General features: G+C 44.8%; 17 protein-coding genes and 1 pseudogene. 4 read left to right on the top strand and 14 right to left on the bottom strand.

What is annotated here, in order from left to right:
• Positions 1-7: 7 nt before the first annotated feature.
• From AACQ79_RS10540 to AACQ79_RS10510, 7 genes are all read right to left on the bottom strand, one after another.
• Positions 8-631, bottom strand: a complete 624-nt coding sequence (locus tag AACQ79_RS10540; protein ID WP_170899062.1) for a hypothetical protein — start codon at positions 629-631, stop codon at positions 8-10.
• Positions 631-1,722, bottom strand: a complete 1,092-nt coding sequence (locus AACQ79_RS10535; RefSeq protein WP_170899061.1) for a ComEC/Rec2 family competence protein — start codon at positions 1,720-1,722, stop codon at positions 631-633. The genes AACQ79_RS10540 and AACQ79_RS10535 overlap by 1 nt, the downstream gene beginning before the upstream one ends.
• A 164-nt stretch (positions 1,723-1,886) precedes the next feature.
• The gene (locus AACQ79_RS10530) at positions 1,887-2,543 is read right to left on the bottom strand and encodes an amino acid adenylation (RefSeq protein ID WP_170899060.1); all 657 of its coding nucleotides are present in this window, start codon (positions 2,541-2,543) and stop codon (positions 1,887-1,889) included.
• Positions 2,544-2,594: 51 nt separating this feature from the next.
• On the bottom strand, positions 2,595-3,779 hold the full coding sequence (locus AACQ79_RS10525) for a restriction endonuclease subunit S (RefSeq protein ID WP_170899059.1): 1,185 nt from the start codon (positions 3,777-3,779) through the stop codon (positions 2,595-2,597).
• Between the two features lie 8 nt (positions 3,780-3,787).
• Positions 3,788-5,383 (bottom strand): type I restriction-modification system subunit M, encoded by a 1,596-nt coding sequence (locus tag AACQ79_RS10520; protein WP_170899058.1) that lies wholly within the window; start codon positions 5,381-5,383, stop codon positions 3,788-3,790.
• 164 nt (positions 5,384-5,547) lie between these two features.
• Positions 5,548-8,979 (bottom strand): DEAD/DEAH box helicase family protein, encoded by a 3,432-nt coding sequence (locus tag AACQ79_RS10515; RefSeq protein WP_170899057.1) that lies wholly within the window; start codon positions 8,977-8,979, stop codon positions 5,548-5,550.
• Between the two features lie 62 nt (positions 8,980-9,041).
• On the bottom strand, positions 9,042-10,526 hold the full coding sequence (locus AACQ79_RS10510; protein WP_170899056.1) for a sigma-54 interaction domain-containing protein: 1,485 nt from the start codon (positions 10,524-10,526) through the stop codon (positions 9,042-9,044).
• A gap of 190 nt (positions 10,527-10,716) precedes the next feature.
• On the opposite strand from AACQ79_RS10510, the gene AACQ79_RS10505 reads away from it, so the two are divergent.
• The 4 genes from AACQ79_RS10505 to cas6f are packed head-to-tail and all read left to right on the top strand — an operon-like array spanning position 10,717 to position 15,456.
• On the top strand, positions 10,717-11,901 hold the full coding sequence (locus AACQ79_RS10505; RefSeq protein WP_170899055.1) for a TniQ family protein: 1,185 nt from the start codon (positions 10,717-10,719) through the stop codon (positions 11,899-11,901).
• Positions 11,902-13,824, top strand: a complete 1,923-nt coding sequence (locus tag AACQ79_RS10500) for a type I-F CRISPR-associated protein Csy2 (protein ID WP_170899054.1) — start codon at positions 11,902-11,904, stop codon at positions 13,822-13,824.
• Positions 13,796-14,854 (top strand): type I-F CRISPR-associated protein Csy3, encoded by a 1,059-nt coding sequence (gene csy3 / locus AACQ79_RS10495; RefSeq protein WP_019283233.1) that lies wholly within the window; start codon positions 13,796-13,798, stop codon positions 14,852-14,854. The genes AACQ79_RS10500 and csy3 overlap by 29 nt, the downstream gene beginning before the upstream one ends.
• Before the next feature lie 2 nt (positions 14,855-14,856).
• Positions 14,857-15,456, top strand: coding sequence for a type I-F CRISPR-associated endoribonuclease Cas6/Csy4 (gene cas6f, locus AACQ79_RS10490; RefSeq protein WP_019283234.1), 600 nt, complete (start codon positions 14,857-14,859; stop codon positions 15,454-15,456).
• A 375-nt stretch (positions 15,457-15,831) separates the two neighbouring features.
• Here cas6f and AACQ79_RS10485 read toward each other — a convergent pair.
• The 7 genes and pseudogenes from AACQ79_RS10485 to AACQ79_RS10455 all read right to left on the bottom strand — a co-directional run bounded on the left by AACQ79_RS10485 (position 15,832) and on the right by AACQ79_RS10455 (position 22,878).
• Positions 15,832-16,039: pseudogene (locus AACQ79_RS10485) on the bottom strand (helix-turn-helix domain-containing protein).
• A 496-nt stretch (positions 16,040-16,535) separates the two neighbouring features.
• Positions 16,536-16,835: a type VI secretion system PAAR protein gene (locus AACQ79_RS10480; protein ID WP_081245287.1), complete on the bottom strand. Its 300-nt coding sequence runs from the start codon at positions 16,833-16,835 to the stop codon at positions 16,536-16,538.
• Between the two features lie 9 nt (positions 16,836-16,844).
• Complete coding sequence (locus tag AACQ79_RS10475) at positions 16,845-17,633, bottom strand: glycosyl hydrolase family 26 (RefSeq protein ID WP_170899088.1); 789 nt, start codon at positions 17,631-17,633, stop codon at positions 16,845-16,847.
• A 204-nt stretch (positions 17,634-17,837) separates the two neighbouring features.
• The gene (locus tag AACQ79_RS10470) at positions 17,838-19,463 is read right to left on the bottom strand and encodes a hypothetical protein (protein WP_170899053.1); all 1,626 of its coding nucleotides are present in this window, start codon (positions 19,461-19,463) and stop codon (positions 17,838-17,840) included.
• A complete protein-coding gene (locus AACQ79_RS10465) occupies positions 19,453-20,241 on the bottom strand; it encodes a DUF4123 domain-containing protein (RefSeq protein ID WP_170899052.1) in 789 nt (262 codons plus the stop codon). Before AACQ79_RS10465 ends, AACQ79_RS10470 begins: the two co-directional genes overlap by 11 nt.
• A complete protein-coding gene (gene tssI / locus AACQ79_RS10460) occupies positions 20,241-22,220 on the bottom strand; it encodes a type VI secretion system Vgr family protein (protein ID WP_170899051.1) in 1,980 nt (659 codons plus the stop codon). Before tssI ends, AACQ79_RS10465 begins: the two co-directional genes overlap by 1 nt.
• A gap of 139 nt (positions 22,221-22,359) precedes the next feature.
• Entirely contained in the window at positions 22,360-22,878 is a 519-nt protein-coding gene (locus AACQ79_RS10455; RefSeq protein WP_019281889.1) for an Hcp family type VI secretion system effector, read from the bottom strand.
• Positions 22,879-22,979 lie beyond the last annotated feature (101 nt).

Genomic DNA, 22,979 nt, shown 5'->3' with positions numbered 1-22,979 from the left:
AAACACGTCATAAACTCACAGCAATTGCCGTTGTTACGAGTCTGTTCCCTGCATTTCTTGCTGCGATGGAAAAGCCTGCGATCGCTACCACAAACACCCACAAAGATTGATAACTTACTTCTGAAAGATACTCACCCAAGAATTGCTTCGCGGCCAGCAATGCAAAGGCACTGACAAAAGATACAGCCGCGGCATCGCGATACAGCAAATAAGCTCGGTGAGTTGAAGCCACTTCGTCCTGCTTATTGGATGAGCGATAAAACTCTTTGTACCAATAACTGTTCTGCTCACTATTATTTTGCTTCAACAATTCAAACTCAGACACGCGGGCCTTTAGGAGCGCAGTATCAATACGTCGATCTTTCTCCGATAACTGTATAAAGCGATGCCCAGGTAACACATTGTGCCATCGCCAAAATACCAAGACGCTCTTGAGTTCAGGGGGCATGAGGTGGCTAAGCCACCCCGAAACCGCACCTATCGCTAACATCGCGCACCCCGTGTCTTTTAGTATATCGACATAACTGATATTAAAAGCACTTTGATTAACAAGTGATATCACTGTGAACTGAAGAACCATCAACACCGAGAGCGGGACAATGTTATTGGCTTTCATCGATATACCCATCATTATGCCACCTCTTCTTCATAATCGAAGTGATATGGCTCAGGATTCATACTGTTCCACCCACCACGGCCAGGCGCATTGTAATGGTGACAAATACCGGAACCTCTGGTCGCTAGTGCTTTGACACCTCGGTGAGTGAAAGCATTCATCACCGCTTTTCGTGGGTGCTTAGGCTCGCCATTTTTAGCCGTAGAGGCAATCGCCGTAATGTTCCGAGATGAGCCTTGGCTGATGGGCTCCCCAACTAAACGATTTAGAACGGTCGTCCCAATATTGCGCTTACTTCCATGATGTGGGATTTGCATAAGACGCAGCTCTGCGCCACTTGTACATTGTTCCACCTGATCTACTGCGTGTTCCAAAGCCTGAATGCCCGCATCACCAGTAAATAGGGAGCGTCGGCCATCGACGACCAATTGAGTGATAACGCTTGAGTTGTTCTTCGCCGATGTTACCCCTTCATCATCAATCTGGTCTTCGCCCCAAGTAGCAAAAAAACGACGAATAGATGCAGCCGCTTTTTCAAAAAAACTTTCTAAAGCATTTGTTGCAATGGCTTTTTCCGGCATGCCATCGAAATCAGGAATGAGGGATTCGTAGTATTCGACAGAAGGACCGAGAACCTTAATACCACCGCCTGTGTCCATTAAACCAGTAAAAGGTTCACGTATAGTGACCCCTTTCGATTCAGCTAATTTAACCAGTGACCACGCTTTTTCGAGGTTTTGTTTAAGACGTTCCCCTAAGCTGTTGTCCGTTACGCGTCCATCTTTGAAGTTATCAGCAAGTCCTTGGTTATGTAGCCAAGGCTGATGAATCCAAAGTTCTTTTACTTCGAGTTCATTGAGGACGGCTTCCAAACCGTTAATGTGGTCTTGATCAGCGTGAGTATTAATGACCAAGTCCACTTTAGAAGTGCCAAAACAAGTGGTGATGTGATCAATAATCTTTGAACCTGTGCTTTGAAAGCCACCGTCAATCACAACAACAGTTTGCTCGTCACGTGGACCGTGTAGATTCCCGTAGCGAAGTGCTATCGCATCGCCACTCTTAGACTCTTCACCAACACCTAAAAAATCTATTTCGTAACCCATAACTTTTTCCTTTTTCTATGAAAGTTATGAGTTACTAATCAACTAGCATGCCAATTTATAACCTTTTGTTTTTATTAAAATTAAGTTAGAGCGTGACGACACAACCCGTAACCATATTTACCCGTGGTAAATTTTATTACCTTCAGATAAATCAAGAAAATTAACTAGTGCCTAAACGGAACTACATTGCTCATGTCATCAGAAGGTGAGTTTTCTTTAGTGATTTGTTGGACATAGTCAAGCAATCGCTCGATTGGGATGAAGCGCTGCTTCTTGTTGTTCACCTTAATGCTTTTGGTTTGAGAGTTGATATAGTTAGAAATCTCAAATGCTAGCGGCTGGCTTAAGCGCTCGAGATTTCTATCCTCTAAGGTTTGCGTGACCCATTGTGCTGCGTCGGCTATATGGCCGTTAATACTGAGATCGGTGTTTTTTATCCAGCGGTGCGTGAACTCAATGGCATTGAGACTAGATAGCAGTGTGGCAATATCGTAACGATGGACTAAACCGCCGTTTTCCAATGCTTCAACAAAGGCAAATTGCCACTCGATTTTTAGCCGTTCAGCTAACTCTTCAGTGGTATAACACAGACGTTCAAGGGGAATAAAATAAGTGAAGCGGCTATTGGCTTCACAGACGATGAGGGTTTTCTCAATGGATTGATAGCGGTTTTCGATAATGTGCACCTGCCAGCTTAGGGTGCTGGCATCTGAACTCAGTTTGTTTACTCCGGCTTGTTTACCTTCTTCCACTGGCAAACGAGGGAGATCGGCTTTAAGCCATTTGTTTAGTGCGTTAGTGGCACTGAGTTGAAGTTGCATACAAACCTAACCTTTGATCAAAAAAGAGGCATCCGAAGACACCTCTGAAATTTATAGTTGGCCTGAGAAGGCTTTTTGACTTAACGAGTTAAATTGTTCGTTAGCTGAAGATACAGAAAACTCTATTCTTCTTTTTAAAACTTTTACTTTATTCACGACCCTTAAGTACTGTTTTTGTTCATCTAGTGGTGGCACGATAAAACCAAACTCCTTAAATGTACTCATAGGAGGGAAATTGGGAACGCCACTTCCTCGATGCTCACCAAAAAACTCATTCTTAAAATTTGGGTGAGTAAAAATTGCCACAAACATGTCATTTAACATTTTTGATTCATCAAGTTTAACCTTAAGCAGAGCCTGATTTATTATTCCGTCAGGGCTACCCTCTGGAACTATTGCGAGCCTACCTAAATTCACACCAGAACAACTAATAATAATGTCCCCCGCGCTCACCTTAAATGCCTCAAGCTCTTGATATTTGCTTTCATCAATAAAATATCTAGCAAACTCAAAGTTATTGTTTAATGCATGATATTGCTCGTAAACTAAGTATCCAGAATCGACAAAAATCTCTTTCTTTAGCGCACCACCAAATGGACCTCGTTTGATCGCATGTTTTTCTTTAGATACGAGATTAACAATATTCTTAACCTCCCACCCCTTCGGATTCGTTACCGGATCACCAAACATATCCAAAAACACGCTGCGTAAGAACTCGTTGGCAAGGTCAATGGCTTGTTTGCGTTTCTGGCGAATAGCATCGGCTTTATCCAAAATTTCAGCAATGCGTTTTTGTTCATCTAATGGAGGGAGTGGGATTTGAAGCTCTCGAAGCTGATCCGTTGTAAGGTTCTTAAATATTGCACCAACAGCGCTCGAACTCAATTTTTGCTTTGTATGAAGCATAAATTGGTATAGATAATCTTTATCGACTCTACTGGTATCCAAATCACGCAGTCCAGCAAATCCATCGTGTATGCATGCATCAATAGCTAATATGCATGGCTGTCCAGGTTGACCACTCACAGCTACAATGAAGTCACCACTCTTCATTGGACGACTCTTTGCAGCCCCTTCCTCAGTCAAAAAATCGATTTTAGGAGTAACTACTTTTCCATCACGTGTTAGGTCTCCAACCATCAACCTTGGTATTGTTCCACCATAGTATCTAGGATCACCTTTGGGACGAGGACTACTTCCCCTAACAATTTTACAAAGTGAACCTAGCTTTACCATCGACCAACTCATAGCATCGACTCCAGTTCATTGAGGTCAGCCAAGATCTCATTCTCTAGCGCTTTAAGTTTACCTAAAATCACTTTCGGCTCTTCATAGCTTTCTTGCTCATAAACGACTTCTTTATATTTATTGATCGACAGGTCGTATTTATTCGTTTTGATGTCTTCTTTATTGACCAAGAAGGCTTTTTGTTTTTTGTCCGCCCACTGTTCGGTAGGTTCCCCTGCCATTACCGCTGCTTGATATGCTCTGTACTGCTTAACGAGATCTGGTAAGTCGTTATCTTTGATTGCCGTACGTTTGTCGTCTAACGAACGACCATCAGCCTGAACATCGTAGAACCACACCTTCTCGGTACTACCACCTTTGGTGAAGATGAGGATTGCAGTCGACACACCAGCGTAGGGTTTAAATACGCCACTCGGTAGTGAGATAACCGCTTCTAGCTGGTTGTCTTCAACTAAGTGCTTGCGCAACATTTGGTGGGCGTTGGAGCTGCCAAATAATACGCCATCAGGCACAATGGTGGCACTGCGCCCACCGACTTTTAACATGCGCTGAATAAGCGCGACAAACAGCAGCTCGGTCTTTTTGGTTTTCACCACTTTTAGAATGGCAGGGTCGACGTCTTCCTCATCTAAGCTGCCTTTAAACGGTGGGTTAGCAAGGATAATATCAAAGCAGTTTTTGGCTTCACTCGGAAAACGCTCAATAAAACTTTGGCTTAGGGTATCTTGGTAGTGAATCCCCGGTTGTTTTACGCCGTGCATGACTAGGTTCATTGCCGCTACACGTAGCATGGTAGAGTCAAAATCAAACCCGTGGAACATGTCGTAATCGATATGAGCACGGTTTTCTAGTAAGTCACCAGCATAAAGGTAGTTAAATACCGGCTTGCCATGTACATCGAGCACTGGCTTACCTTCAATATCAAACGCTTGCTCTTTCTCTACTCCTTCAGGTGATGAATACTTTTCTAGCAGGTATTCGTAGGTAGAAGATAAAAAGCCACCCGTACCGCAGGCTGGGTCACACACTCGGTGAGTTTCTTCGACATCGAGCATTTCAATCATGGCGCGGATGATATGACGCGGCGTGCGGAACTGACCATTGATCCCTGCGGTGGTTAGTTTAGACAGCAAGTATTCGTACAAGTCACCTTTAACATCTTTGTTTTCTAGTGGCAGTTCACTCACCAACTCAACCGCCTTCACCAATAGCGATTTTTTTTGGATCATCAGCTGAGCGTCTTTCATAAACTCAGCAAACAGGGTGTCGTCACTGGTCAGCTCTTTAAAGAATGGAAATAACTCGTCTTTTACCAATGGATAGAGCTTTTCAGCGCCAAGGTGGCGAAAATTTTCCCAGCGGATGTGTTGTTTATCTTTGCTTTTATCTTCGCTCACAGGGAAGCGACGAGTGAATGGCTTGCCTGTGCGAGCGCTGCGCTTTTCGTCGTTACGCTCATTCATATCCAGCATGCGGGCGTACATCAAATAGGTAATTTGCTCGACCACAGTTAAGGGGTTGGTGATCCCGCCAGTCCAAAATTCTTCCCATAACTTGTCAATTTGGCTTTTTAGTGCACCTGATGTGATCATTATTGTTCTCTTTAGTTTTTCGCTTGATCTCTTTGCACAATATATATTAGCAAAGGCTCTGCATGGACAACGGGCGGCTGTGTTACTTGGTTAGCCGCTGGTTATTAATGGGGGTAGTGTAATCAGCTTGGTGGTTTAACCAAAGGGCTAATTCAATGCTTTCTCTAACTTGGTTGTTTGTTACCTAAATCCACGCTAAATCGGCGCACAAATTGCTCAACGACATCGGCTTGCGCCGGGTTAGGGAATACCCCATCTAGCCCTGCATCGTCAATTTGGTTAAATGGCGCGTCATACAGTTGTTCAATATCGACACAGCCATAGCGGCAGAGGTGGTTTTTGAGCATACCGATAAATCGTTGCTGCCTTGCGTTAAGGTGGGTATGCACCTGCTGGACAAAGGTGGTGAACTCTTTCTCGATTTGCTGCGCGTCCATGCCGACGATGGTACGAAGGATCTGATCTAAGCCTGCTGATGATTCAGGGAAGAACTCTTTCAGGGTTTGCAAATCGACATTGGGATTCTGGGTATGCACCAGCGCGCTCAAGGTGGCTAAGTCCGCCTCTGTCACAGTTTGGCCACTACGAATTTTTTGCAATACCTCGTTTGATTCAAACAAGGGGGACAAGGTTTTCTCCACCTCTTGGCGATAAATTTCATAATCGACGGTGATGATATTGGTTTTTATCTCTTGTGACTGATAAAGGCCTCTATCTTCACGCACGTCAATAATTGGCGTTGCCACCGGCGCTGGGGCAATCCCCTTGTCACGCAGATGAATAATGCTTCGCAGGTTTTGTCGGCAAGATTCAACCGCAAAGTAGTCCGCATCGTTAAGGTAGCTTGGCTGTTGTATTTGCTTCATGGTGCTGGCTTTGCTGCGCACTTCATTTAAGTGCATCGACAAGCTAGTCACCTTGTCCAAAATGGACTGAGCTTCTATCTCAACCTTGCTTGGCTGTTGCAGTTTGGTCAGTTGCAACTGCAAGAACTGCAGATCTAAGCGCAGTGCTTCACTCTCACCGGTGGTTTTTTTCCACTGCATCAGGGGCGCCATTTCTTCAAACAGTCGAGTTTTGGTATCGGGAGCCATCTGCATTAGGCGTTTTTCTTCACTCAGCTGCGCTTTTAGCTGCCATTTTTCCCGAACGGCGATGGTTTTATCATTGAGTGCATCGATGTCAGCTTTGATCTGTTGAACAACATCAGCGAAGATTGCCATTTCTGCTTTTTTGAGGGCTTCAACCGCAAGGATAAGTTTGGCCTCAAACACTTTTTGCGGCAGAGATTTACTTTGACTGCCTTCGTCTTCTTCTGGGTTCATTTTGAAGTATTCAAAGTTGCCCCAATGATCAAAGATTAAGAAGTGCTTTTTGTCTAAACCCGCGCCGTAAAGGTTCTCACACAAACGCGTGCCGCGCCCGACCATTTGCCAAAATTTCACTTTGGATTTAATCGGCTTGGCAAACACTAAGTTAACACACTCAGGTACATCAATGCCTGTGTCTAGCATATCGACAGACACCGCGATGGTGATGTCGTCTTCTCTGCCTTCTGTGCTTTTGAAGTTATCGATAAGATCTTCGGCGCGTTCATACTTTGAGTGGATCACTCGACAGAAGTTGCCACCTAAGTCCGGATACATTTCATGGAACAGATCAGCCAATAGATCAGCGTGAGCAATGCTGCGAGCAAAGATAATCGACTTGCCTGGAAGCTGGTTGTCGGCATCTTTTAAGCCCTTTTCCATTAGGTTGCGAAGGATCGCTCGGTTGGTGTCTTTGTTGAAGATGGCCTTGTCGATCAGCTCTGAATCAAAATCCAAGGTGTTGGGGTCAATGCCCTGCTCTTCTAGCTCAGCAATTTGCTCATCACTGAGTTCACTTGCTTTGATACCATCACGTAAAAATTGCGTGGTATGCGCCACCACCTTAAAGGGAACAAGGTTTTTTTCTTCGATCGCTTGCTCAAGGGGGTAATTCGCCGTTGGCATTTTGTAGTCACAGCCAAACAGCTGGCTAGTAGAGCGTGAGATCATTTCTACTGGGGTGGCGGTTAGCCCCACTTGCAACGCATCAAAATATTTAAATAGCTCGCCATACTTGTTGTAGATAGAGCGATGAGATTCGTCAGCAATGATTAAATCGAAATGGCCAACGTCATATTCTTCAAAGTTTTGGATCATGCCCGGATAGGTGGCGATCACGATACGCGCCTTTGCGGCGGCGGCTTTCTTGCTTTTGCCTTTGATGTAAAGAGGCTCGTTGGTGTATTCGTTAAATGCGCCGCCGGCCTGCTTACGCAGCTCTTTGCGGTCACACAAAAACAGGATACGTTTGGCCCAGCCTGCCTCAAGCAAACGCTTAGCCAATGCAATAGATACGCGGGTTTTACCCGTGCCGGTTGCCTGAACCACCAGTGCTTTGCGGTGTTTATCAGAAAAACGTTCGCATATCCGTGTGATGCTTTCCATTTGATACATGCGCCCTGCGACCTTGGTATCAATTGGGGTTTCGTTAAGATCTTGTTTTAGCTCTCGCTGCTGAATCAAATATTGCAGGCTGTCTTTTGAGTAATAACCGAAAATTGAACGCGGCGCATAGCCTTGGGCATCATCCCAAATGTAGATTTCATAGCCGTTGGTGTAAAAAATAACCGGGCGTTGGCCAGTTTGCTTTGCCAGTGCATTGGCATACAGCTTTGCTTGCTCGCGTCCGGCTTTGGCGTCTGTGCGAGTGCGTTTTGCTTCAATTACCGCTAGCGGTTTACCGTTGTCATCCCAAAGCACATAGTCGCAATAACCTTTCCCTGTCGGTGTTGGCTGGCCATCAACTTGGTATTCTTTTGACACTTGCTCGGTGCTTTCATCGTCCAGTGCAACGTCCCAGCCTTGACTGCGCAATTCGGCATCAATTAACCGCTTACGGGTTTCCGCCTCATTGAAGTCAAAACTGTTTTTCAAGCTAAGGGTATTTTGTTTTAGATTGTCGGCTTTGGCTTGATTGGCCTGTTGTTTCAGTGAGGCCGCTTCTTTTTGTGCCGCTAATTGAGCTTGTTTGACGTCTTCCAGCTCTTTTATGGCTTGCTTAAGCACTTCATCATTCTGCTTAAGCTTCTCCTGTAATTGGCGATTCTTGCGCTTAAATTCGCCTTTTGATTCATCTACACCTTGGACATTCTCTGGTGTGGTAAAGTCGGGGCATTCTTCTCGTTTGCCTTCACCATAAGCAATATAAAGCCAACACCCAATGAAATAGGATTCTTTTAGTAACCAAATGGCATCATGCTGAGTGACATTGCCATCGTGAGCGGCTTTGTTTCCGCCTCGGCGAATAGCATGGAATTTATCCGCGATGGATTTATCAACGATGGAGGTAAATGAACCACTGATGAGTTTATCGTGCATAGAAGCATTGGGGGCAACAGGAAGGCGAAGCTCGTAATAGAGGTAGCCAACGATTTTTTCGACATAACAGCGCAGCTTAACTAATGCACTTTGAGGATCGCTCACTGCATAAGCCTCAGCAAATGCACCAAGCTCTGCCAATTCTGGCCAATCTTTTCTTAGATATTCAAAGTTCACTGACGTTTTCACTCTTATTGTACTCCTGACCTCAATGAGCAATGGGTATGCCAACCCTGCTTTAGCCTGCTTGCTTATTCTTCAATACCTAATTTTGTCATCCAGCCGCTTAACGTTTGATGACTCTTTAGACCTAGTGCTTCAGCTGCTTTGGATTTATTATTACGACTATACTCTAAAGCCGATTCGACCGCATCTTTCTTAATATTATCAATATATTGCTGTATATCTCCAGGCACAGAAAACTCACCCTGTGAAGATTGGTTTCTACCGGCACTTAATACTGACGATTGAAGGTCTTCGACAGAAATAGTATTCGACTCAGACCATAAAACCGCTCTATTTAATGTATTCCAAAGCTCCCTTATATTTCCGGGCCATGGATAAGACTTCGAAAAATTTATTGCATCAGCGGAAATTTTCTTACTTTCAAACAGAGGATGCTTTTCGGCCTGTTGGTTGATATCACTCATTAGTATTGATATGAGTTCTGGAATGTCTTCCGCTCTTGCTCTAAGTGGTGGCACTTCAATAACCCCGACGGCGAGTCGGTAGAATAAATCTTCCCGAAAGGCTCCTTGTGATGTCATCTGAAACAGATCCTGGTGCGTAGCCGCAATAATGCGAACATCAACAACCTTAGATTTAACGTCGCCGACTCTCGTGATTTCTTTTTGTTGTAGCGCTCTAAGTAATTTAACTTGGACATTGAGTGGCAGCTCGCCCACTTCATCTAGAAACAAGGTGCCACCATTTGCCTGTTCAAATAGCCCTGAATGATCTTTATCAGCTCCGGTAAACGCCCCTTTAACGTGACCAAATAGAATTGAGTCCACTAAATTTTCTGGTAATGCACCACAGTTAACGGCTCTAAATGGCATTTCAGCGCGAGAACTTGCATTGTGAATTGCAGTCGCCATGACTTCTTTGCCTGAACCACTTTCACCAAGCACAAGTACAGGTAAATCAGATAATGCGAGTCTGTGAGCTTTTTTCACTAGAAGCTGCATGATTGTCGATTTTGCTGTTATAGCTTCAAAGGCCGAGCTTAATTGAGGGATATCTGATGTCAGTGACTGTATAGCGCCAGTGGAGGATTTGGTGTATTCCGTCGCGAAATCAACGGGTATATCGACTTCAATTAACTCACCTTTGGGCGATGTTTGAAGGAGCTGACATTTTGCGATGCTCTTGCCGAGTAAGACAGAAACAACCGTCATTGCCGGCGTTCCAGATGTGAGATTTAAATAAATGTGTTTCGAGCCAGCAGAAATCTTACTCAGCTGTTTTTGCATCACTTTAGTTATAGCTGAATAGTCTATTGGTGATGCTAATCGAACACGCTGAATAGTCACTGAAGTCTTGGAACGTCCCGCACAAGCCAGCTTTCTCTTCAACCATTCTTCATAGTCGTACCATTCATCTTCCCAGGTACTGGCAAGAATAATGATGCTGTCTAGCGTTTTTCCTTTAAGAGCAATCGTTGCAATGGAAGCAGGCTTATCCTGCTTCATTTGGTCAAGATCTGTTCTGCCAAGCCAACTGAGTAGAGTTGCCATTCTGACGTCCGTAACTATTTTTACTTATGGGAACGGAGCTTACCGTATTACGCATTGAGTTGATATTCAATTACACTTAAATGCTACGCCAACATAAGCAAAATCAAAAAGTTGTGGCTGGCCTCTCAATCCCAAGTAAAACCCTGTTAATAGGGCCTTTACCTCCTATATTAGATTCAGGAGGAGCTCTATGTTTTTGCAAAGACCTAAACCTTATAGCGATGAAAGCCTCGAGAGTTTCTTTATTCGAGTTGCTAACAAAAATGGATATGATGATGTTCATCGCTTCCTAGAAGCCACCAAGCGCTTCCTTCAAGACATTGATCATCATGGCTATCAAACCTTTCCTACGGATATCACTAGGATAAACCCATGCTCGGCTAATAACAGTTCCAGAGCACGAACCGCCTCGCTCCTGAAACTTGCTCAATTAACGTTTAATGAGCCGCCAGAACTGCTCGGGTTAGCATTAAACCGAACAAACTTGCAATACTCGCCCTCAACAAGTGCTGTGATACGGGGCGCGGAAGTGTTGCCTCGCAGTTTGCTTCGGACTAACTCCATCTCTAGCTGTCCTTTGTGCTTACAAGAAAATGGCTACGCTTCTTATCTTTGGCATTTTAAGGGATACGATCACTGCCACATTCATAATATACCTTTAATTAACGCCTGTAGTTGTGGCGCTGAGTTTGACTACCGAGTATGTGGGTTAAAAGGAATTTGCAACAATTGCAAAGAGCCTATCACCACCAAGAATCAAGAGAATAGTTATGAGACGACATCCACTGTTTCAAATTGGCTCGCTGGCAATGGCTCTCAAGATCTACCAGACATCCCTCGAAGCTACCGTTGGGGTTTGATACACTGGTGGATGAATCTTAATGACAACGAGTTCGACCATCTGTCATTCACCCATTTTTTCTCAAACTGGCCAAGATCATTTCATTCAATGATTGATGATGAAATTGAATTTAATCTAGAGCATGCCGTTGTCAGCACATCTGAATTACGATTAAAAGATCTTCTTGGTCGGTTATTTTTCCATTCAATTCGGTTACCTGAACGGAATCTTCAACACAATATCATCCTAGGTGAGCTTCTCAGCCACTTAGAAAAACGTTTATGGCGAGACAAGGGATTAATCGCTAACCTTAAAATGAACGCGTTAGAAGCAACTGTATTGCTAAATTGTAGCGTCGATCAAATAGCATCGATAGTTGAACAACGTATCTTGAAGCCAAACCGAAGAACCAAACCCAATAGCCCTCTTGAGGTCACCGATTATCTATTTCATTTCGGCGATATTTTCTGTCTTTGGTTGGCTGAGTTCCAAACCGATGAGTTTAACCGTTCGTTCTATGTGTCGAGGTGGTAAATGCAAACTCTGAAAGAGTTAATCGAATCCACGCCTGACGACTTAACGACAGTACTTAAGCGAGCATTTCGTCCACTCACACCGCATATTGTAATTGATGGTAAAGAACTTGACGCACTGACGATATTAGTCAATTTAACCGATAAGACTAATGATCAAAAAGACCTGCTCGACCAAGCCAAATGTAAGCAAAAACTCCGAGATGAAAAGTGGTGGGCTAGCTGCTTAAATTGCGTTAATTATCGACAAAGCCACAACCCCAAATTTCCTGATATACGTTCTGAAGGCATTATTAGAACCCAAGCCCTAGGTGAGTTACCGAGTTTTCTACTTTCCTCTTCAAAAATCCCACCATACCATTGGTCATATAGCCATGATTCAAAATACGTCAACAAGAGCGCATTACTCACCACTGAGTTTTGTTGGAATGGGGTGATATCATGCTTGGCTGAGCTTCTTAAAGATGTAGAACATCCACTTTGGAAAACTTTAACGAAATTAGGTTGCTATCAAAAAACTCGTAAAGCAATAGCAAAGCAGTTAGCTTCAATTGCTCACATAACCATCAGTGTGCCACTCGCCCCGAATTACTTGACTCAAATATCTCTCCCGAATAGCGATACGTCCTACATTTCACTCTCACCTGTTGCATCTCTATCAATGCAGAGCCACTTTTATCAAGGGCTCCAAGATGAATATCGGCATGCATCGACCACGCGGTTTAGCAGAGCCACCAACATGGGTGTCACTGCGATGACATGTGGCGGCGCATTTAGAATGTTAAAGTCTAACACCAAGTTTTCCATTACCCCTCATCATCGATTAAACAGCAAACGAAGCTGGTTAACGTCAGAGAATGTTCAATCATTAAAACAGTACCAGCGCCTTAACAAACGCCTCATACCTGAAAATGCGCGAAAAGCGCTCCGTAGAAAATACAAAATCGAGATTCAAAATATGGTCAGCGTTTGGTTGGCAATGCAAGACCACACCCTTGATTCAATCATTCTTGTTCAACATTTGAATCATGACTTATCTTGCCTTGGAGCCACAAAGCGTTTTGCATACAACCCAGTAATGACGAAGCTCTTTACTGAACTTTTGAAGCGAGCGCTCTCAAATTCGCTCAATGATAGTACGCACTATTCTAACGGTTCATTTCTAGTCCTACCGAACATCAGGGTTTGCGGCGCAACTGCTTTAAGCTCTCCGGTCACAGTAGGGATTCCGTCACTCACCGCTTTCTTTGGATTCGTTCACGCATTCGAACGCAAATTGAATAGATTAAATCCCACGTTTCGTGTCGAATCCTTTGCGATATGTGTCCACCAATTACATGTCGAAAAGCGAGGTTTAACAGCGGAATTTGTGGAAAAAGGCAACGGAACAATATCAGCTCCCGCAACCCGAGATGACTGGCAGTGTGATGTAGTGTTTAGTCTTATTTTGAACACCAACTTTGCTCAACGTATTGACCAATCTACGTTAATTACATCGCTACCAAAGCGATTTGCTCGAGGTTCAGCAAAGATTGCGATTGATGACTTTAAACATATCAACTCATTCTCCACATTAGAAGCAGCGATCCAATCTCTGCCAATAGAGGCTGGAAGGTGGTTATCACTTTATGCACAGCCAAACAATAACCTAGGTGATCTATTAGCTGCCATGAAAGAAGACCATCAGCTCATGGCAAGCTGTGTCGGTTACCACTTGTTAGAAGAGCCCAAAGATAAACCAAACTCACTCAGAAGTTACAAACACGCTTTCGCCGAGTGCATTATTGGGCTCATTAACTCAATCACCTTTAGCTCAGAGACCGATGCCAACACAATCTTTTGGTCGCTAAATAACCATCAAAACTACCTAGTGGTACAGCCAAGGATTATCAACGATGAAACTACCGACAAGTCTAGCCTATGAGCGATCTATCGACCCATCAGATGTCTGCTTTTTTGTCGTCTGGCCCGATGATAAAAAAACACCTTTAACCTACACATCTCGTACTCTGCTCGGGCAAATGGAAACGGCATCATTAGCCTATGATGCATCAGGCCAACCAATAAAAAGTGCTACCGCTGAGGCGTTGGCTCAAGGAAACCCTCATCAGGTTGATATATGCCGTGTTCCGTTTGGCGCTAGTCATGTCGAATGCTGCTTTTCCGTCTCATTTTCGTGTGAACTACGCAAACCGTATAAGTGTAATTCAAGCTCAGTCAAACAAACGTTGGTACAACTTATCGAGCTGTACGAAATGAAAATCGGCTGGACTGAGCTAGCAACCCGATATTTGATCAATATATGCAACGGTGCATGGCTGTGGGAAAATACCCGCAAAGCTTATTGCTGGAACATTGAACTAGCACCTTGGCCATGGAACGGGAACAAGGTTAAATTTGAAGATATCCGTAGTAGCTACAGGTCACGACAAGACTTTGAAAGTCATAAAGATTGGTCGGCCATAACAAAAATGATCAAAACCGCTTTTTCTAGCTCTAATGGGCTGGCTATATTTGAAGTCAAGGCCACCTTGCACTTGCCAACTAATGCTATGGTGCGGCCAAGCCAAGCTTTCACGGAAAAAGAAAGTGGCAGTAAAAGCAAATCGAAATCTCAAAACAGTCGAGTTTTTCAGAGTACAACGATTGATGGCGAACGTAGTCCAATACTAGGTGCCTTTAAAACTGGAGCGGCCATTGCGACCATTGACGACTGGTATCCTGGGGCAACTGAGTCACTTCGGGTCGGAAGGTTTGGCGTTCATCGCGAAGATGTCACTTGCTACCGTCATCCGTCTACCGGAAAAGATTTGTTTTCGATACTGCAACAAGCAGAACATTACATTGAAGTGTTGAACGCTAACAAAACTCCAGATCAGGAAACTATCAACGATATGCACTTCTTACTGGCAAACTTGATTAAGGGTGGGATGTTCCAGCATAAGGGTGATTAGCTATGAATTGGTACAATAAGACCATAACGTTTCTTCCTGAGCGCTGTGACAATGAGGTGCTCGCAGCGAAGTGTTTGAGCACTCTTCACGCATTCAATTACAAGTATGATACCCGAAGTATCGGCATCTCTTTCCCTGGTTGGTGTGAAGATACTGTAGGCAAGAAGCTCACTTTTATCAGCACGAGTAAAGTTGAGCTCGATTTATTACTGAAGCACCAATACTTTATTCAAATGAGAAAGCTGAGTTATTTCGATATTTCAGCAACAGCTCAAATTCCCGATGGTTGCGAATATGTTTCGTTTGTACGTAATCAATCGATCGACAAATCTTCTGCTGCAGGTCAAACAAGAAAGCTAAGACGCCTTGAAAAGCGGGCAACCGCTAGAGGAGAGTCTTTTAATCCAGCTCTTATTAAACAAAGAGAGTCAATTATTCTTCCCCACTACCACTCACTCGAGATTGACAGTCAAAGTAAAAAATGCATCTTTCCATTGAACATACAAATGAAGTCAGAACAAAGTTTTGAGGGTGACTCTATTTTCAGTAGTTACGGACTGTCGAATACAGACAATTCGTTTCAACCAGTCCCCTTAATTTGACCATCTTTTTATCGAAAAAATTAACTTATTGAATTAAATAACATTTAACCGAGCATGAAAAAATAGGGCTAATTAGAACTAAATAGATTAACTGATTGATAAAATCATACTATTCTTTAATTAGTAACAGTGTACTGCCGAGTAGGTAGCTGATAATGTACCACCTACAATATTAAATACATCCAAACAGTGTACTGCCGAGTAGGTAGAGTGCACCCACAACATTAACACTGTTACTTTCCAAACAGCCACTCGGCTGTTTGTTTTAACCCCAAAGGAGGACTGTAATCCTCAACTCTACTGCGAAGTAGTTGATAATAAACGAACCACCTTCATTCGAGTACAAGAACAATTTACTGCTGAATAAGTAGATAGCTAAGGAAGAAGGTCTCTAACATCACACTCGAGCACCTTCGCTAATTGGTAGGCTTTTTTCGAGTGTGATGTTCACTTCTCCTCGTTCAATCCTGCCAATACAACTCCGAACGATATCGGCCAACAAAGCTAGTTGGTCTTGAAAAACCTTTTTGTCCCTACGTTTTCCGCGTAAATTGGCACCAAAGCACTTTGCTAGTTCTTTCATTTAATAGGTGACTGATTTGATCAACAACGCCGTTCGAATCCACTATAAAACAAAGTAAACTTGCGACACAGCCTACAGCTTTAGACTACGCAGAGAGCCTCGGGTATCTCTGCTTTTTCTTAACGTTACTATCTACTGTCTAGCCAGAAGTAATAGTATCAATTTGAACTTGGCATAATTGTAAAGCAGCCCATCGAGGATATGTAATAAACCTAGGTATTTTCCCCTCCCATATTTGGTGATAAAACAGCTGGCACTACACACAGAATACGTTTCCTCGTCAAAGCGAATGACAAACACTCTGTAGCCGTACGACAAAGCCATAGACATTATCTGTGGCTTTGTCGTACCTGACAGAAAGGCCATTTGTGCAAGAGACCCTTGCACAATTTGGGAAACTGCGTGTTTCACTAATCACGGCTCTAAATTGGTCTACAACCCGTTGACCTAATTATTGTATAGAGAAAACGGCTAGCTTTAGCTGACCGTTGTTTCCTTACCCAATCATCACATCCGATGATGCGGAGGCGATGGTGCCTCCACAATCAATAGCATCGCCTAAACGGGCGGCGGGTTTGCCATCAATCAGAACACCACTTGAACCACCAGAAATACTGCGTGGGTGGCTACCGTGGGGTTTTTCAGAGCATGGGCAGCCATGATCTTGCAGTGCATCTCCTTGACGTACCGCGGGTTGGCCATTAATAAACACACCACTACTGGCAGAAATAATCGGCGTTGGCGGGAAGCAATCATGCTCTGAGCCAATATCACCTAATCTTGCGGCACCTGGCATCATTACCTCCTAACGCGATACGACTACTCGACCATCAATCATCGAAAAATAAGGTAGCTGAGATATGATTTTGTTATTTTTATCCGAACCTATTCGTAGTGGAGAATGGCTACGTTCATCCTTTAATCGCACAAGACGTCCATCCATACGCGATTCAAGCTTATACTCACTCCAATCTCGGCGAGGCTCAACTGAGGCATCTTCCCATTTGTTAAAATTCTCTTCAAAACCAACAGCATCATAAAAATCTTCCGGTTTAGCGAAATACCCATCTGCTTTAGCATGCTCTCGCATTGACAGTGAGTACGCCATTTTTAACCCTTCAAAATCGCGCTTTTCCATCAACTCAATCAAGTTACTGTAAGCGCGGTACAACTGCTTCATCTGCTCTGGGTTATCTTCTCGAATAGGCGTCGCATCAACCCAACGCCAGCGAGGAATGGTTTTAATGTTAACAGTGCGAGCAAATTTAGTCGCTCTACCTTCAACCTCACCCTCAACATCATTTAATGGGGTTTGGTGATTAGCCGGATAGGTTTTCGACGCTTTAGCCGTCGGCTTTCCCTCTTCGATGGTGATATGCAAAGAGGACATTTCCTCCTTCTCTCCATTAGGGAAAGCGCCGTATAGCGTCATTTCACACTGGTCATCGTCATGATATGTATAATCTCGCTCATATAAGCCAATAGGCGCGGTATAAAGGTCTAAAGAATTTTCACCTGGCTGCAAATAAGCGGTGGGATTAAAGCCAGAGGAGAAGGTGCCACTGCTGGTTTTTAAGTTGTCCAGCATTTTCATTTCATTAAATAGACCAAGGCAGTATAAGGTTTGCGCTCGGATATTAGTGGTGTATAGCACCTCGGGCTTTTTCCCCTCATTCTCAATGCTAATATCGACTGTAGACACTTGCTCTCTAATACTCATTAATTCATTGTCTCCCGAACAGGCTGCCAGTAACGTTATGCACGCTGCAATAAAATACGCTTTCATTGTTTCCTCTTTTTATCCAATCACGACTACGCGATATTCTGAATCTTGTTTACTTTTCGCTTCAACCCATTGCCATTTTTCTTTGATTTTTGTTGAGTTAGATTGCTCTTGTGTTTCTTCTGACCCCAAGACACCATCCCATCCGACATTGCTATTTTTGTCTTTATCCTCTTCATTTGAGCTAAACTCCAAAGACTTCTCAATGCTCACTTCCGCCCAGATCCCACCATGATAAAACACCAACTCAACCCGAGCGTTTGGGTCTTTCGTCTCTGTCGTTAACGCCAGCATCCCCTTGGCATTGACATTGCTTCCTACATTTACATTAAACGCACCTTCCATCATCCAAACACGAAGGCCGCTGCGAGCATTCAAATCACCCTTGATCGGCATTTCCACTTCGGCTTCAAAATCGTAAGTCGGCGCTTTCTGTGGTGTATACTGGATGCTGCCTTTCGCGCTCAACGCGGCTTTTAGCGTGATATCAAACTCGGCTCCGGCATAGGCTCCGGTTTTCCCTTCTTTGACTCGTGGCTCCAACTCTGCGGCTTTCTCCCGCACCGTTTGCACAACGTTGCCCAATTTAAAATACATGGCCGCGGCCATCAGCATATCAAGCTTCAGCTCAAAGCCAATCAGGGGATCCAAACCCAGTGTCACCTTTCCGTCGACATCCAACCCGTTATTGGCCACGTTAACGGTCTGCTCCCCTTCAAGGCTTAAGGAGGGCGGCTGAAAATCGAAATGATACAACTTCACCTCACCTTTGCTCGCCTTTTCCGTATAAAGACCCGATTGTATCTGCTCCACCATCTGGGTCGCCGCTTTCACGAGCTTCATTTTCTTTTTGATGCCCTCAAATTCCGTGTCTAAATCACGTGTACTGGGCTTACCCGGGATATTAGAGTCCGTATGGGTATAACCCACCCCATACTGAGTGATTTGGCTCCCTTCATTGATGGACAAACTCCCTGACAGAGAAAAGCCTTTTTCAATTTCCTTTGTTGGAATACTGAGACCATCAAGTTGCCCCGTACTCTCTTTGTACTGATACGCTTTGTGTCGGTCTTCATCTGAGATGCTTTTCTTGATGTGTTTTCCTGCCAACGTCAACTTCGGTTTCAGCGTGAGCTGAGGATACACGTCAATAAAGGTGTCATTGGGGATTGGCCCCAAAAGATAACTAATAGGTGGAGAAAGCCACAGTGTCTGCTCGGCTTGCGGTTTTCCGGCGCATTGCGTGATACACACTTTATAACGGGTATGGCTCAATGCGGTGGCTTTGTTTTCAGACAGTAAATTTTGTATCGCCCCAAGTAACCCCATTCTTTCACTGGGTATCGCGCGATAATACAAGGTGTGATTTTTACATTGTGAAGCCGACAGCGCTTCAGAATACGCGATGTTATCACTTAAGTACCCCGTAGGGCAGGAAGAGAGATGATTGACACAGCTCCCTTCAATCGCAATATTAACGGAAGTGCCTTCCCCTTTATCCACGAGTTTGACGGTACGAGTGCCAACATCGCCATTTTTAAACTCAAAAAGGCCCGCATCGCTAGTGATTTGGTAGCGAACTAAACAATCGCCTTTTAGATTACAGCGGCAGGCAACACCTGCCGGGTGTTTACATGACATGAGTGGTCCTTACTTCAGACTGAAGACGCATGATTCGGTAATCCGCTGGATATTGAGTGTTCGATAACAGTGTTTGCCACGGCTTGGGAAAGTTAAGCAGGCTAGTAATTTTCTCATCTGAACACCACTGTGCAACCCTTTTGATGTAAGTTGGAAGGGAGATCTCCCATTCAATCAATTGGTTGACCAGCGCTTCGCTAAAAACTTTGTCCGTATCGCCAACAATGCTGGCAACTTCATCGACCAAGTTTTGCTCACACTGAGCAAGAATGGCTTGATAGTGAGTGCGCTCTATTGGAAACGGTGTGAATGTTTCATACCCAAATCGGCGATAGGGTGTCAGCAATGGCTCGAAGTCTGACGCACGTTGTTGTGGGAATGTGGTATGAACGCTCTGTATCGGGCCGAGGAAGTGGTTTAGCCAAAGTGGCTCAAATCCATCGAGTACAGCCCATAGCACTCGTGGATCGTAGTAACGAAAAAACAGCCGCTCTTTGGTCTGTAGGATCTCAATATTCATCAGACGACGAAGATGAGCGCGAAGCGTCTTGTGGTCATGCTCTGATTGAAGGAAAAATCCCCAAGGGGCATTTTTTGTGATGAGCTGCGCGGTAAGCTCTGGGGTCATGAGCACCAGAAAAGGAGCCACTAGGGCAAAGTCTTCTTCGATTGGCTCTGGAAATAAACACCAATGCTCGTTATTTGACTCTTTCACTTCGGCAATAAACTCAGGAGCCACGGTTCGATCTACCACGGCATAATTGACTAAATGACGCATCAGCTCATCTCCGGGCAGTTAGCGACAAAAGCGCTCCCAGCTGAGGCGGCCGCTTCTAAAACTTCCGCGCTTGAAGGAAGGGCTAGTGAGCCGGGTGAGCCTCCCGATTTAATCAAGATGGTGCCACCATCTATCGCAACGCCACTGGCATCAATCACCACAAAACTTCCGCCAACTTGTAGGGTAATTTTGCTGCCACTTTTTATCGTAATGTCGCCGTCGGCACTGACCCCGATGGCACCCGCAATTTTGCGTGCCAAATCACCGCCAATCGATTCGTGTTTATCCCCTTGAGTATCAGAGATATAGTTACCTTTTGTAACCTGGTTTTGTGAGCCATCCACCGTGAGCTTGCGGTCATTGGCGACGACATGCATTTCATCATGACCAATACTCACGCTCTGGTCATAGTTGATGCGGGCATGATGAGAGTTCTCGACCTTCACTTGCATATCTTTTTGCGCGTGCACATACACCAATTCTTGCCCTGCTTGGTCTTCAAAGCTCAGTTCATTAAACCCTTCGCCTTGGTGGGTTTGCGTGCGCAACACGGTTTTGGTTTTATGGTCGGGCAAGACGTAAGGCGACGTATTGGTCGCGTGGTACGTGCGCCCAGTGACAATCGGTTGGTCTGGGTCGCCATGAAGAAAAGACACAATCACTTCATGACCAATACGAGGAATGGCCATCATGCCATATTGCCCTCCTGCCCATCCTTGAGACACGCGCACCCAGCATGAGCTCAGCTCATTCCCCTCAGACTCTCTGTCCCATGGAAAATGCAGTTTGACCCGGCCATGCTCATCACAAAAGATTTCCTCACCGTCTGGGCCAACCACTTTCGCCATGCACGGGCCATCCACTTGTGGTTTGGGTTGCGGCGTGGCTCGCCACGTCACATGAGCGGGTATCACAGTGAAATGGTTGGAGTAGGTCGTCGCGCCACTGCCCCCCGATTCTTCGAGGGCTTGAGGTTGGCTCCCGGTATGGACAATACTCACTACGACCCAATCACGGTTAAAGCGCGGGTCCAAATGGTCTATGAGGTCAAACTTTGTCCCTGCGCGTAAACGAGGCTCATTACTGGCGCCTTGCGCGGTGTGCGCTTCACGGCGTAAATACTCTAAACGAATTTGATTGAACGCCTTACCGCTCACATCGTCTTTAAAGCGGCCAGGGAAATCAAAATGCTCATAGTTCGGCTGTTGGTAATTCATCTCCGTACCACGAGCGTTTTGACTGAAACTGTAAGCGGGTTTTTTAAAGCTGTAATCGGCTAATTGGCTCTGCGCCACATGCGATTGAGTGTGTTGAGCCCACTTGGACACATAAGGTGTGTCGGCTACCCCTCCAGACAGGGCATTCCAAGGCACCGGGCTATCGAGTTTGCTTAAGCTTTGGCTGTCATCACTGAAAAATAACGTGTGCTTACCAGCCTGATGAACAAAGTGATACACCAACCCCTCTTCGGCGGCTAAGCGATGCAAGAAATCAAGGTCGGTTTCACGGTACTGAACACAAAATTCACGTTGAGCACACTCGCGTTTGAGTGAAAAGGCGTAATCACTGATGCCCATCTCTTCAAGTAAAACGGAAAGGATTTCAGGCACCGTTTTAAGCTGGAAAATACGGCTGTTATGGCGCAGTGATAACCGCTCTAATGCAGGCACTAAAGTCAGCGAATAGTGGGTGTGGCTGTGACCGGTATCTCCGATACCAAAATGGCGAACAATGCCATGCACGTACTGAACCACCTGACCATTACGGATAACCGCAAGCTGGGCGTTTTTATCCACCACGTCCATCGCACTGAGCGTGGATTGACGACTCGCCAGCTCAATGTGATAACGAAACCCATAACAAGGCTCACCATTGACCTGTCGCGTGTTCGATAACGACTCCTGACCTTGATAGTCTCGCACTACAAACACATCCTCTGCGAGTCCATCAACCTTTAACGTAAAATTCAGCGTGGCCATCTTCCATCCTCTTTACACTAGAAACAGCAAAGCCTTAAGCAAGTCACACTCATTAAATGTACTTTGCTTAAGGCTAAAAAAGGTGGCTGACTCGATTGGCTTTGCTTACGCAACATCAGCCAGCCACCCAAATCAAAGCTTACGCTTCGACGGGTTTGCGCCAGTCATCTGAGCCTGAAGTACCCGCGTTCACGTGATCCCACAGAATTTTACGGTAAGACATAGAAACCGTAACGTTTTGTGTGAAGTCGCCGTTTTTTGGATCTTGGCAGTGTGGCATTTCGCAATGAATGTCCACGATAGACGCGCTTTCGAGTTTGGTCGTGAAGAAGTTCTCTTGCTTACCTTCGATAGAGGTACGGTACCATTTTAGCTCCACCGATTTCATCTTCTCACCCGAAGAGAGGGCGTTATAAAGCAGAGGAACCGCTTTGTTGAGCGCGACGGTGAATTTGAATGGTTTGTGCACACGTTGACCTGAAGGCTGACCCGATTGTGGGTCGGTCGGTACAGTCACAACGTGGTCAAACATTTGAACCAACATTTGGTCTTCATGACCTTCAACGAACGCATCGCCGATAGAGTCAGTAGAAAGAGCGCCTGCAGTGATGAGGCCCTGAGTTTCGCCTTCGATAGAGATATAACATGGAGTTGGCATAGCTTAATCCTTATTGAGTGAATCAAAGCGATGTGAACCACATCGCACAGTTTGATGCTTCTCTACGCAAAAGAAATGCCAAATCAAAAAGAGCTATATAT

This window comes from Vibrio sp. 3-2(1), from assembly GCF_963887575.1.
GTDB classification, from domain to species: domain Bacteria; phylum Pseudomonadota; class Gammaproteobacteria; order Enterobacterales; family Vibrionaceae; genus Vibrio; species Vibrio anguillarum.
The sequence above is the reverse complement of the archived record's forward strand: the minus strand, read 5'-3'. Positions and strand labels throughout refer to the sequence as shown.

What these genes read in the sequence shown, in the direction of transcription:
- AACQ79_RS10500 (WP_170899054.1), top strand. Translation starts at nt 11,902, where the DNA reads ATGCAAACTCTGAAAGAGTTAATCGAATCCACGCCTGACGACTTAACG.
- AACQ79_RS10505 (WP_170899055.1), top strand. Translation starts at nt 10,717, where the DNA reads ATGTTTTTGCAAAGACCTAAACCTTATAGCGATGAAAGCCTCGAGAGT.
- AACQ79_RS10510 (WP_170899056.1), bottom strand. Translation starts at nt 10,526, where the DNA reads ATGGCAACTCTACTCAGTTGGCTTGGCAGAACAGATCTTGACCAAATG.
- AACQ79_RS10455 (WP_019281889.1), bottom strand. Translation starts at nt 22,878, where the DNA reads ATGCCAACTCCATGTTATATCTCTATCGAAGGCGAAACTCAGGGCCTC.
- AACQ79_RS10530 (WP_170899060.1), bottom strand. Translation starts at nt 2,543, where the DNA reads ATGCAACTTCAACTCAGTGCCACTAACGCACTAAACAAATGGCTTAAA.
- cas6f (WP_019283234.1), top strand. Translation starts at nt 14,857, where the DNA reads ATGAATTGGTACAATAAGACCATAACGTTTCTTCCTGAGCGCTGTGAC.
- AACQ79_RS10540 (WP_170899062.1), bottom strand. Translation starts at nt 631, where the DNA reads ATGATGGGTATATCGATGAAAGCCAATAACATTGTCCCGCTCTCGGTG.
- tssI (WP_170899051.1), bottom strand. Translation starts at nt 22,220, where the DNA reads ATGGCCACGCTGAATTTTACGTTAAAGGTTGATGGACTCGCAGAGGAT.
- AACQ79_RS10475 (WP_170899088.1), bottom strand. Translation starts at nt 17,633, where the DNA reads ATGAAAATGCTGGACAACTTAAAAACCAGCAGTGGCACCTTCTCCTCT.
- AACQ79_RS10465 (WP_170899052.1), bottom strand. Translation starts at nt 20,241, where the DNA reads ATGCGTCATTTAGTCAATTATGCCGTGGTAGATCGAACCGTGGCTCCT.
- AACQ79_RS10535 (WP_170899061.1), bottom strand. Translation starts at nt 1,722, where the DNA reads ATGGGTTACGAAATAGATTTTTTAGGTGTTGGTGAAGAGTCTAAGAGT.
- AACQ79_RS10520 (WP_170899058.1), bottom strand. Translation starts at nt 5,383, where the DNA reads ATGATCACATCAGGTGCACTAAAAAGCCAAATTGACAAGTTATGGGAA.
- AACQ79_RS10480 (WP_081245287.1), bottom strand. Translation starts at nt 16,835, where the DNA reads ATGCCAGGTGCCGCAAGATTAGGTGATATTGGCTCAGAGCATGATTGC.
- AACQ79_RS10470 (WP_170899053.1), bottom strand. Translation starts at nt 19,463, where the DNA reads ATGTCATGTAAACACCCGGCAGGTGTTGCCTGCCGCTGTAATCTAAAA.
- csy3 (WP_019283233.1), top strand. Translation starts at nt 13,796, where the DNA reads ATGAAACTACCGACAAGTCTAGCCTATGAGCGATCTATCGACCCATCA.
- AACQ79_RS10525 (WP_170899059.1), bottom strand. Translation starts at nt 3,779, where the DNA reads ATGGTAAAGCTAGGTTCACTTTGTAAAATTGTTAGGGGAAGTAGTCCT.